This is a genomic window from Loktanella sp. M215, from assembly GCF_021735925.1.
Lineage (GTDB): Bacteria > Pseudomonadota > Alphaproteobacteria > Rhodobacterales > Rhodobacteraceae > Loktanella.
In genome coordinates this window covers 3,265,386-3,276,574 of sequence record NZ_WMEA01000001.1, presented here as the reverse complement: position 1 = coordinate 3,276,574, position 11,189 = coordinate 3,265,386, and the positions used below count along the sequence as shown (strand labels likewise).

Genomic DNA, 11,189 nt, shown 5'->3' with positions numbered 1-11,189 from the left:
GCGCTGCCCCCGGCGCTGCGCGCCTCCCCCGAAGTATTTTCGACCAGAAGAAGGGCGCGCCGGGGCCGGTCAGCCTTGGCGGGCAAATCGCCCATAGGTACCCGCGTGAAACACCAGCGGCGCTCCGCCCGTATGGTGGGCCTTGGTCACGCGGCCGACGATGATGACATGGTCGCCGGCATCGTGGGTCGCCTCGAGGCTGCATTCGAAGGTCGCGAGCGCGCCTTCGATCAGGGGCATGCCGCAGTGGGACAGATGCATCGGCACCTTCGCGATGGCGGTCTTGGACGCGATGATCGCTGCACAGACATCGCGCTGGTCGGCGGACAGGACGTGCACGGCAAAGCGGCGGGAGCCTGCGAAATGTTCGAACCGCTTGCTGGATTTGGCCGGTGACCACAGCACCAGCGGCGGGTCGAGGGACACGCTGGCAAAGCTGTTCGCGACCATGGCGACGGGGCCGTCCGGGCTGTCGGTCGTGATGACCGTGACGCCGGTGACGAAGCTGCCCAAGGCGCCGCGAAAGCTGTTTGCATCGGCGGAGGGGTCGAACGACTGGATCGTGCCTGCATCCATTTCAGGGAACCTCGTGTCCGAGGGCGGCGGTATAGAGCTGATACCACGCCTGACGGCTCATGTTGACTTTCAGGGCGTCCGCCAGCGTGGCGATCCGGCTCAGGGTATTGGTGCCCATGACGGGCAAGATGTTCGCAGGATGCGCCAGCAGCCAGGCAACCGCAATGGCCGCGTTGTCGACGCCGTGCGCGTCGGCCATCTGCGTCATCAGATCGTGCAACTGCGGGCCGCCGGCGGAGTCCATCAGGCGGCCACCGCCCAGCGGCGACCAGGCCATGACGGGCACGCCATGCTGCTGCAGATGGGCGATGTCCCCGTTGGTGAAGGGGTCGAGGGCGGCGAGCGAGACTTCAATCTGGTTGGTGGCGAGGCGCGTGTCCATGCCTGCCTGCAACAACGACCAGTCCCAGGGGCGGAAGTTCGACACGCCGACGCTGCGGACCTTGCCTGACGCCACGAGGTCGTCGAGGGTGCGGCCGGTCTCGTGATGGTCCATCAGCGGATCGGGCCGGTGGATCAGCAGCAGGTCGATCCTGTCGAGGCCCATCAGCCGCAGCGAGGCGTCGACGGAGGCCTCGATATGCGCGCGGCTGGTGTCATAGTGCTTGACCTCAGCGCCGGCGTGGCGGCCCGCGTCGATGACGATGTCGCATTTTGTGACGACCTCGATCTGGTCCTTGAGGGCAGGAGCCTGTTTCAGGGCCGCGCCCATGATCTCTTCCGCCTTGTAGCCGCCGTAGATGTCGGCCTGATCCATCGTGGTGATGCCCTGGGCCAAGCAGGCCTCGATCTTGGCCTGCACATGGGCGGGGCTGGTGTCGGCGTCGTCGCCAAGGCGCCACATGCCGTAGATGATCCGGCTGACGTCGACAGTATCGGTGAGGGAGATGCGGTTCATCGGCGGGGTCCTGCGCCAAGCGGCGTCTGCGGGGTGGTAGTGGGCACGCGGCCGTAGGCGTGCGGAAGCGAGCAGGTTTTCAGATGCGGCATGACTTTTTGGCCGAAGTGCCGCGCTTCTTCGATATGCGGATAGCCCGAGAAGATGAAGGCGCGAATGCCCATCTTTTGGTAATCCTCGATCCTGGACAGGATCTGATCAGTCGACCCGACCAGCGCCGCCCCGCAGCCCGACCGCGCGCGGCCGATCCCGGTCCACAGGCCCGGTTCGGTATAGCCGAACTGGTCCGCCAGTTCCCGGGCGCGCGTCTGGTGCGCGACGCCGAGGCTGATGCTGTCATGCGCCCGGTCGCGGATCACGCGCCCATATTCGTCGTCCAGCTTCGACGCGATATATTCGGCGTATTCCTTCGCCTCGGCTTCCGTGTCGCGCACGATCATGTGGACGCGCAGGCCGTAGTCCAGGGTGCGACCATGGGCGGCGGCGCGGGCGTTCACGTCGCGCATCCGTTGTGCAAGGACATCCTGCGTCTCTGGCCACATCAGGTAGACGTCGCATTGCGCACCGCAAAGTTCCAGCGCATCGGGGGAGTAGCCGCCGAAATACAGCAGCGGTCCGCCGGTCTGATAGGGCTTGGCCGGATCGGTGGAAACGCCTTTGAAATCATAGACCTCACCGGTGAAGTTGATCTCGTCTCGGGTCCAGGCCTGGCGCAGGATTTCGACCACCTCGTGGCTGCGGCGATAGCGAAAGGCACTGTCGGCCTTTTCGCCGGGAAAGTCCGAGGAGATGACGTTCAGCGTCAGCCGCCCCTGCAGCATGTGGTCGAGTGTGGCGATCGTGCGGGCCAGCATGATAGGCTGTATCTCGCCGCAACGGATCGCGGCGAGGAAGTTGATCCGCGTGGTCAGGGGGGCCATCGCGGCGACATAGGACAGGGTGTCCTGTCCGACCTGATAGGACGACGGCGCCAGCAGATTGCGGAACCCCTGATGCTCTGCCTCCAGCCCGATGTCGCGGCAATGCTCCCAGCTCGACCGCAGGTCGGGGTCGGGCACGCCGAGGAACTGGTAGTCGTCGGAGCAGAGTGCCGAGAACCACGACACCTCTGCCGCGTCAAGGTCGGCGCTGGTGACGGGTACGATGGTGTCGGTCATGGGCCCCTCTCGCAGACGTATCGCCGGCTCTTGCGTAGCATGAAGCACGGGGTGTAACAATGGTGTATCAATCCGGATTGCACCGTGCCCACGTCATCGACCCTGCCGAAATACATTCAGGTCAGCGAACGGCTGATCCGCGAGATTGCCGCAGGGCACCTTGCGGACGGCGCGCGGCTGCCGAACGAACGTGACATGGCCCGCGATCTGAACCTGTCGGTCGGCACGCTGCGCAAGGCGCTGGCGGTGCTAGCAGACAAGGGGTTGCTTTCGCGGGTGCAGGGGTCGGGCAATTATGTGCGCCAGCGGGCGGGTGTGACCTCGGTCTACGGCTTCTTCCGGCTGGAACTGCCGCGTGGCGGCGGCTTGCCGACGGCGCAGGTGCTGGATGTGACATTGCGGGACAAGCCGGGCGATGCCCCGGCATTCGGCACCGCGACGACGGGCTGGCGCATCCGCCGTCTGCGGCGGTTGGACGGCACGGTCGTCGCGGTCGAGGAGATCTGGCTGGACGGGGACCGGGCGACGACCCTGACGGCGCAGGATCTGTCCGAGTCGCTGTATCAGTACTACCGGGACCGGCTGGGGCTGACGATCGCGGCGGTGGAGGACCGGCTGGGGGTGGCCCCGGTGCCGGACTGGGCGCCGGCGGCTTTCGATTTGGCACCGGGTAAACTCGCGGCCCATATCAGCCGCGTCAGCCGGGACAGCGCAGGCGCGCGGGTCGAATTTTCGCGGACATGGTTCGATTATCACAAGGCGCGCTACGTGTCGCGCATGGGCAGGGGCTGACGTCGTGAAGACACTGACATATGGGCTGATCGGCTGCGGCATGATGGCCCAGGAGCATATCCGCAACATCGCGCTGGTGCCGGGGGCGCGGGTCGGCGTCGTCTATGATCCGGTCGTGGGTCTCGCCCGGACGGCGGCAGACATGGCGGGGGGCGCGCGCGTTGCGGCGTCGCTCGATGATTTGCTGACAGAGCCTGCGCTGGATGCGCTGGTGATCGTCAGTCCGAACGACTGCCACGTGCCGCAATTGCGCCGGATCGTGGAAACACGGCCCCTGCCGATCCTATGCGAAAAGCCGCTGTTCACGGCCGACGCCGAGGCGGCGGCGGTTGCCGCGCTGTTCGATGGCTATCGCCACCCGGTCTGGGTGGCGATGGAATATCGCTACATGCCGCCCGTGGCCGCCCTGATCGCGCAGGCCGCGGCGGCGACCGGCGGCATCCGGATGCTGACGATCCGCGAACACCGCTTTCCGTTCTTGCCCAAGGTCGGCGACTGGAACCGGTTCAACGCCCGCTCTGGCGGGACGCTGGTCGAAAAATGCTGCCATTTCTTCGACCTGATGCGGCTGATCCTTGGGTCAGAGGCGGTCCGTGTGATGGCCAGCGCCGGTCAGGACGTGAACCACAAGGACGAACGCTACGACGGGCGGATGCCCGACATCTGGGACAATGGCTATGTGATCGTGGATTTCGCCAGCGGCGCGCGGGCGATGCTGGAGTTGTGCATGTTCGCCGAAGGTGCGCGGTATCAGGAAGAGATCAGCGCCATGGGGCCCTTGGGCAAGATCGAGGCGCAGGTGCCCGGACCCGGCCGGTTCTGGCCTGCGACCCTTGGCCCCGCGCCGACGCCGCTGCTGACGGTCAGCCCGCGCAGTCCGAAGGGACCCTACACGGTCGAGATCCCGGTCGATCCGCTGCTTCTGCAGGCCGGTGATCACAACGGATCGACATTCTATCAGCACCAGCGGTTTGCCGGGGTGGTTCGTGAAGGAGGTCGGGTCGAGGTGACGGTGGCGGACGGGACGCGCGCGGTGCAGATCGGCCTTGCAGCGCAGCTTTCGGCACGGACAGGGCTGGCGGTGATGCTGCACTGACCGCTACTCGGGCTGGAGTTTCCTCCAGTCCCGCGCGATCTTGCCCGCGAGCGACCATTTGTGCACCTCGGTCGGACCGTCGTAGATGCGGAAAGCGCGGATTTCGCGAAAGACCTTCTCGACAATCGTGTCCGCCGTGACGCCCTGACCGCCCATCACCTGCACGCAGTTGTCGGCGACCCGCATCAGCGCCTCTGACACCGCGACCTTGGTCATCGAGGATTCGGTGGTGCCATAGGCGCCGCTGTCCAGCACATCGGCACACCAGAGCGTCATCAGCTCTGCCTGTTTCAGGTCGATCCGGTTCTGGGCCAGCATGAAACCGACGCCTTCGTGTTCGACTAGGGGTTTGCCAAAGGCGTGGCGGCGGTTGGCGTAGTCGACCGCAATCTCTTGCGCACGCACGCAGGCGCCCAGCCAGCGCATGCAGTGCGACAGACGCGCGGGGGCCAAACGCACCTGTGCGTAGCGGAACCCTTCGCCGGGCTCTCCCAGCATCTGGTCGGCGGGCAGGCGGAGGTTTTCAATCGCGATCTCGGCGTGGCCGCCGGGCATCGAGTTGTCGATGGTGTCGAGGATCCGCACGGTCCGGATCGCAGGATGCGGCAGGTCGACGAGGAACATGCACGCACCGGTGTCGGATTTCGCCATGACGATGCCGACGCGCGCCCCCTCGGCCCCGGTGATATAGGTCTTGGCCCCGTTGATGACCCAGTGGTTGCCGTCGGGTACGCAGGTCGTCTTCATCATCGACGGGTCCGATCCGGCACCGCCGTCGGGTTCCGTCATGAAGAAGGCGGAGCGCGCGTCACCGCTGATGAGAGGCGCCAGAAAACGCGCCTTCAGGTCGTCGCTCGCCACGCGGCCCAGCAGGAACATGTTGCCTTCGTCGGGGGCTGCAGTGTTCAGCGCCACGGGACCGAGGGGCGAGAGGCCGGAGCGGATCAGCACCGCCGCCGTCTCGCGCTGGGTCAGGTGGCCGCCGCACGACAGGATATGTGGCGTCATCAGGCCAGCATCGCGGGCCTTGGCGCGCAGATCCGCGACAAGGGCTTCCGAGGGTCCGTGCGCCCCTTGGCGGGGGTCCTTTTCGAAGGGGACGACGATGTCGCGGACAAAGGCTTCGACCCGGTCCGCCAGTGCCAGTGCGCGGTCGCTGATCCCGCGCCGTTCCAGTGTCGCGCTCATTTGGGTGCCATGCGGATCGCGCCGTCCAGACGGATGACCTCGCCGTTCAGCATGGGATTATCGACGATGGCCAATGCCAGCTTTGCGTATTCGTCCGGATGGCCAAGGCGTGAGGGGAAGGGCACCTGACGGCCCAGCGAATCCTGCGCATCCTGCGGCAGGCTTTCCAAGAGCGGCGTCAGGAAGAGACCCGGCGCGATGGTCATCACCCGGATGCCGAAGCGGGCCATTTCGCGCGCCACGGGCAGGGTCATCGCGACGATGCCGCCCTTGGAGGCCGCATAGGCCGCCTGACCGATCTGCCCGTCGTAGGCCGCAACAGAGGCCGTGTTGATGATCACGCCACGCTCCTCGCCCAGCGGGTCCAGCGGCTGCATCATCGCCGCGGCCTGTGACAGCACGTTGAAACTGCCCGCGAGGTTCACGTTGATCACGTGCATGAAATCCGCCAGCGGCAGCGGATCGCCGTCGCGGCTGACCACCTTGGCGGGCGGGCCGATGCCGGCGCAGTTCACCACGATGCGCGCCGCACCGTGCAGACCGTCCGCACCCTTCAACGCCTGCGCGACGCTGGCGGGATCGGTCACATCCGTCTGGCAGAACAGGCCGCCGATCTCGGTTGCGACGGCAGCACCTTTATCCGCGTTCATGTCGAGGATCGCGACCCGCGCCCCCGCCGCCGCCAGCGCGCGCGCCGTCGCGGCCCCCAGTCCCGATGCGCCGCCCGTGACGATGGCGGCCTGTCCTGCGATATCCATTGTGCCTCACTCCCTGCCTGTGCGCGCCGCCCGCGGGCCGCGCCAGCGCACCTTTGCGCGCGCGCGGGAAAAGGTCCAGACCCGGCCCAGCGTCGGGGCCTTCCCGCGGCCTGTGGTGTCGCGACGGGGCGGTAAGCCGTGTCTCGAATGAAAGGGGGGCCAGCCCCCCGTCCGCTGCGCGGACTCCCCCCGAAGTATTTGGGACCAGAAGAAGGGGGGACTTACCGACCGGGGGCCACGTCTGGATCGATTTCGGATTGGGACATCCCGTAGGTGTCGCGGGCGGTCTGCAGTGTGATGTAGCCCAGTGCAAGGTCCCGGGCGACGGCGTCTTTGGCGCGGTCTGCGGGCGCGCCGTAGCCCGCACCACCGGGGAAGGCGAGCATGACGCGGGCACCTTGCGGTACCGGCTGGCGGCCCTTGCCGCGCAGGCGGGTGCCGTCGTCGAGTGCCACCGTCGTCGGCGCGCCGTCTGCACCGCCATGGCGTCCGCGCGCGGGGTGGTCGACGCGGTCGAACATGGCTGAGAAATCGGCGACGTAGCCGTCCCGCGCGCCGACCTCCATCACCTGACCGAGACCGCCGCGGAACTGACCGGCACCGCCCGAGTCGGGGCGCAGTTCCTTGCGCCAGATGATAACCGGGCCCGCGTGTTCCGTTGCCTCGACCGGCATGGTCATCACGCCGGAGGGGAAGGCGGTGGCGGACAGCCCGTCGAGGGTCGGCCGCGCACCGGCCCCGCCGGAGTTGAAGGTCAACACCTCGGCCCGGCGGGCGCCGGTGGGGGCACCGTCACCAGGGCGCAGGGAGAGCTGGAAGTTGCACAGACACCCCGCGCCCTCTGCCGGGACGACGCCGGGCAAGAGCTGGTCGAGGGCCGCGAAGATCGTGTCCGGCACAAGATGGCCGATGACGTGGCGCAGGGCGACGGGTGCGGGATGGACGGCATTGACGATCGTGTCCGCAGGCGCTGTGATCCGGAAGGGGGCGAGGCTGGCCGCGTTGTTCGGGATGTCGGGCGCGATGGCGCATTTGAGCGCGTAGCAGGCGTAGGCCTTGGTATAGACCAGCGGCACGTTGATGCCCTTGGGATCGAGGCCGGACGTGCCGGTCCAGTCGCAGAGCACATGATCGCCGTTGAAGCTGACGGTGACGTTCAGGTCCACCGGGACGGCATAGCCATCGATCTGCATGTGGCCGGTGGCGCTGGCCCTTGGCAGCGCCGCGATTCGGGCCAGCGTGGCGTCGCGGGAGTGGCCGAGGATGAAACCGGCGACATCAGACAGGTCGCTCAGGTCGAATTCCGTCAGCATCTCGATCAGGCGGCGCTGGCCGATCTCGTTGCAGGTGGACAGGGCGAAAAGGTCGCCAATCAGCTGGTCGGGTTCGCGCACGTTGGCACGGATCAGGCGGATCAGGGTCTGGTCCACGCGGCCAGCGTCCGCAAAGCGCATGATCGGCAGTTGCAGGCCTTCTTCGTAGATCGAATTGCCGTCGGCGCCAAAGCCGCGCCCGCCGATGTCGACCACATGGGCGGTACAGCCGAAGAAGCCGACCAGCGTGCCGTCGTGGAACGTCGGCGTAACGACGGTGATATCGTGCAGATGGCCGGTGCCCATCCAGGGGTCGTTGGTCAGGTAGACATCGCCGTCGCGCATCGTCTCGTGCCCGATTTCCCGAATGAAATGCGGCACCGCGTCGGCCATGGCGTTGACATGGCCCGGCGTGCCGGTGACGGCCTGCGCCAGCATCGCGCCGTCGGCATCGTAGACACCCGCAGACAGATCGCCCGCCTCGCGCACCGAAGTGGAAAAGGCCGTCCGGACCAAGGCCTGCGCCTGTTCCTCGACCACCGAGATCAGGCGCGTCCACATCACCTGATATTGTACTTGGGACAGGGTCATGACGGGTCCTTTGCGTCGAGCGCGATGCAGCCGTCCGACAGGGCGGTGGCATGGCGGCTGGCGGGGACGATGATCGTGGTCTCGTCCTCGGTGATGGCGGCGGGGCCGGGCAGGTGGGCGCCCGGTGTCAGGGTAGCGCGGGCGTAGACCTGCGCCGCGGTCGCCCGCCCGAGGGCCGCATCGAAGAGCGCACGCGCGCCGATGGGGGCGGGGGCGGGGTGTGCCGCGACGGGGGAGGCGGGGGTGGCCGGCAGCGTGGGGGTCTGGGCGTTCACCGACCAGACGGTGATTTCCGCCGTCATGCCCTGCACGGTGCGGCCGAAGAGGGCGGCGTAGTCGGCCTCGAACCGCGCGAGGATGGCTGTGGCATCGGCACTTTCCGCCGTCTCGCGGGTCAGCGGAACCGGGATTTCCCAGCCCTGACCTTTGTAGCGCATGAAGACCTTGTAATCGCAGGTGATGGATGCGGTCGCATCGCAGGACCGCACGAAGGCCGTCGCCTCCTCCCGCATCTCGTTGAACAGGGCGTGGACGGTGGCGGCATCGAAGGCGTCGAGCGGCATGAAGACGCTGCGGTTCGCTTCAAAACTGAAGGGCGCGCGCAGAAAGCCGATGGCAGAGCCGACACCGGCGCCGGGCGGGATCAGGCAGCGGCTGATGCCCAGCTTTTCGCACAGGCGCGCAGCGTGCAGGGGGGCGGCGCCGCCGAAGGCGATCATGGTGTAGTCCGACAGATCCTCGCCGTTTTCGACCGCGTGGACGCGGGCGGCGTTGGCCATGGTCTCGTCCACGACCTCGGCCAGGCCCCAGGCGGCTTCGGTGGCGTCCATCCCCAACGCGTCGCCCAGATGGGTCATCAGCGCGGCGGTCGAGGCGGCAGCGTCCAGCGGGATGCTGCCGCCTGCAAAGGTCGCGGGGTCAAGCTTGCCCAGCGTCAGGTCAGCGTCGGTGACCGCGGGGCGGGTACCGCCGCGCCCGTAACAGGCGGGGCCCGGCTCCGATCCGGCACTCTCGGGTCCGACCCGGATCTGGTGCAGGGCGTCGACATGGGCCAGCGACCCGCCGCCGGCGCCGATCTCCACCATGTCGATCACGGGGATCGAGATCGGCATGCCGGAGCCTTTCTTGAAACGGTAGGAGCGGGCGACCTCGAACACGCGGGCGGTCTTGGGAGTCTGGTCGCGGATAAGGCAAATCTTGGCCGTGGTGCCGCCCATATCAAAGGACAGCACGCGGTCCAGACCGTGGCGCGCCGCGATGTCGGCGGCAAAGACCGCACCGCCCGCGGGTCCGGATTCGACCAGCCGCACGGGGAAGTCGGCTGCGGTCGCGATATCCATGATTCCGCCGCCCGAATGCATCAAAAAGACCGGGCAATCCGCCCCCTCGGCGGCCAGACGGTCGGCGAGGCGGTGCAGGTAGCTGGCGATCAGGGGCTGGATGTAGGCATTGGCGACGGTGGTGTTGAAGCGTTCGTATTCGCGCATCTGCGGCGAGACGTCGGAGGACAGCGAGACCATCACGCCCGGCAGTTCCGTGGCCAGCACGTCGCGGATCAGACGTTCGTGGGCGGGATTGGCGTAAGCGTGCAGCAGGCCGACGGCGATCGACTGATAGTCGTGATGGCGCAGCGTGTCGCAAAGGCTGACGATATCGGCGTGGTCCAGCGGGATCAGCACACCGCCGTCGGCGTCCATGCGCTCCACAAGGGTATGGCGGTGGTTGCGGGCCAGCAGGGGCAGGGGCAGCGTCAGGTTCAGGTCATATTGCTCGAACCGGGATTCAGAACGCATCTCGATCACGTCGCGAAAGCCGTCGGTGGTGATCAGGGCCGTCCGCGCGCCGCGCCGTTCGATCAATGCGTTGGTGGCGAGCGTGGTACCGTGGATGATCTGGCCGATGCGGGAGGGCAGGATGCCCGCTTTGGCGCAGACCTGATGCAGGCCGGTGACGATGGCATCCTCTGGCGCGGCATAGGTGGTCAGGACCTTGGTCGAGAAGCGGTCCGTCCCGACCTCCAGCACGATATCCGTGAAGGTGCCGCCGATGTCGGCGCCCAGCCGGATATGTGGATCTGCCATGTCGGGTGCCCCTTGTGATGTCGGGCGACGCTAGCAAGGGCGGCTGACAAGGGGAACCGGAATGTGCGGCTGCGCGGGCGGCGGCGACGGACCGATCTTTCGTCGCAAGATCGCCGGGGGGCCAGCCCCCCGACCCCCGAAGTATTTTCGACCAGAAGAAGGGGGGGGCGGATTCTAGCGGGCGAACTGGCGGGCGATATCCTCGGCCAGTTGGGTGACGGCTGCCGACTGGGCCACGACGGCACCGGGAATGTCCGGTGTGGGCATCGGCACCGTGTAGGCGAAGGTGCGCGAGCGGTTGGGGAAGTCGATGCCGTCGCCGCCGACGTAGTATTGTCCGGCAAGACGGAACTGGCCCGTTACCGCGCTGCCCAGCATCTCGGAGATGCGGATGTCCACGGCGACGTCCGGCAGGCCAGCGAAGGGCCAGGGGTCGGGGCCGACGGTGGCGTTCAGGATCTTGTCGAGGGATTGCGTCAACGCCAGCGTGACCGCACGGCTGGGATCGTCGGCCGCCAGCAGATCGCCGTCGGAGGTGATGACGCCGGGGTCGGTTTCGATCGCGATTTCCTCTGCCGCGGCATAGGTCGGCAGAGAGACGGTGCGGATCATTACCGACCCGACGGAAGCTGGAATCTGCAGGGTAGAGGCCGTGGGCGGCGCATCGAGCCGCGTGATGGTGCTGCCGCAGGCTGCGAGGGCGGCCAGAGCGAGAAAGGATAGCGTGGTTCTGGTCATG

Annotated in this window: 10 protein-coding genes; 2 read left to right on the top strand and 8 right to left on the bottom strand. The window is 67.2% G+C overall.

Annotated features, from left to right (window positions below; translation table 11 throughout):
• Positions 1–69: 69 nt before the first annotated feature.
• Genes GLR48_RS16200 through GLR48_RS16190 form a run of 3 tightly spaced genes read right to left on the bottom strand, consistent with a single transcriptional unit; the run spans position 70 to position 2,631 of the window.
• On the bottom strand, positions 70–576 hold the full coding sequence (locus GLR48_RS16200) for a flavin reductase family protein (protein WP_237062956.1): 507 nt from the start codon (positions 574–576) through the stop codon (positions 70–72).
• Between the two features lies 1 nt (position 577).
• Positions 578–1,474, bottom strand: coding sequence for an aldo/keto reductase (locus tag GLR48_RS16195; RefSeq protein WP_237062955.1), 897 nt, complete (start codon positions 1,472–1,474; stop codon positions 578–580).
• On the bottom strand, positions 1,471–2,631 hold the full coding sequence (locus GLR48_RS16190; RefSeq protein WP_237062954.1) for an LLM class flavin-dependent oxidoreductase: 1,161 nt from the start codon (positions 2,629–2,631) through the stop codon (positions 1,471–1,473). The genes GLR48_RS16195 and GLR48_RS16190 overlap by 4 nt, the downstream gene beginning before the upstream one ends.
• Positions 2,632–2,715: 84 nt before the next feature.
• Between GLR48_RS16190 and GLR48_RS16185 the strand changes: the two genes are divergently transcribed.
• Positions 2,716–3,423, top strand: coding sequence for a GntR family transcriptional regulator (locus GLR48_RS16185; RefSeq protein WP_237062953.1), 708 nt, complete (start codon positions 2,716–2,718; stop codon positions 3,421–3,423).
• Between the two features lie 4 nt (positions 3,424–3,427).
• Entirely contained in the window at positions 3,428–4,519 is a 1,092-nt protein-coding gene (locus GLR48_RS16180; protein WP_237062952.1) for a Gfo/Idh/MocA family protein, read from the top strand.
• 3 nt (positions 4,520–4,522) lie between these two features.
• On the opposite strand, the gene GLR48_RS16175 is transcribed toward GLR48_RS16180, so the two are convergent.
• The 5 genes from GLR48_RS16175 to GLR48_RS16155 all read right to left on the bottom strand — a co-directional run bounded on the left by GLR48_RS16175 (position 4,523) and on the right by GLR48_RS16155 (position 11,188).
• Positions 4,523–5,707, bottom strand: coding sequence for an acyl-CoA dehydrogenase family protein (locus tag GLR48_RS16175; protein ID WP_237062951.1), 1,185 nt, complete (start codon positions 5,705–5,707; stop codon positions 4,523–4,525).
• Positions 5,704–6,465 carry an SDR family NAD(P)-dependent oxidoreductase gene (locus tag GLR48_RS16170; RefSeq protein ID WP_237062950.1) on the bottom strand — a complete coding sequence of 254 codons (762 nt, stop codon included), beginning with the start codon at positions 6,463–6,465 and terminating at the stop codon, positions 5,704–5,706. The genes GLR48_RS16175 and GLR48_RS16170 overlap by 4 nt, the downstream gene beginning before the upstream one ends.
• Positions 6,466–6,686: 221 nt before the next feature.
• Positions 6,687–8,369 (bottom strand): hydantoinase B/oxoprolinase family protein, encoded by a 1,683-nt coding sequence (locus GLR48_RS16165; protein WP_237062948.1) that lies wholly within the window; start codon positions 8,367–8,369, stop codon positions 6,687–6,689.
• Entirely contained in the window at positions 8,366–10,450 is a 2,085-nt protein-coding gene (locus GLR48_RS16160) for a hydantoinase/oxoprolinase family protein (RefSeq protein ID WP_237062946.1), read from the bottom strand. Before GLR48_RS16160 ends, GLR48_RS16165 begins: the two co-directional genes overlap by 4 nt.
• 174 nt (positions 10,451–10,624) lie before the next feature.
• On the bottom strand, positions 10,625–11,188 hold the full coding sequence (locus tag GLR48_RS16155) for a PqiC family protein (protein WP_237062944.1): 564 nt from the start codon (positions 11,186–11,188) through the stop codon (positions 10,625–10,627).
• Between the last annotated feature and the right edge of the window lies 1 nt (position 11,189).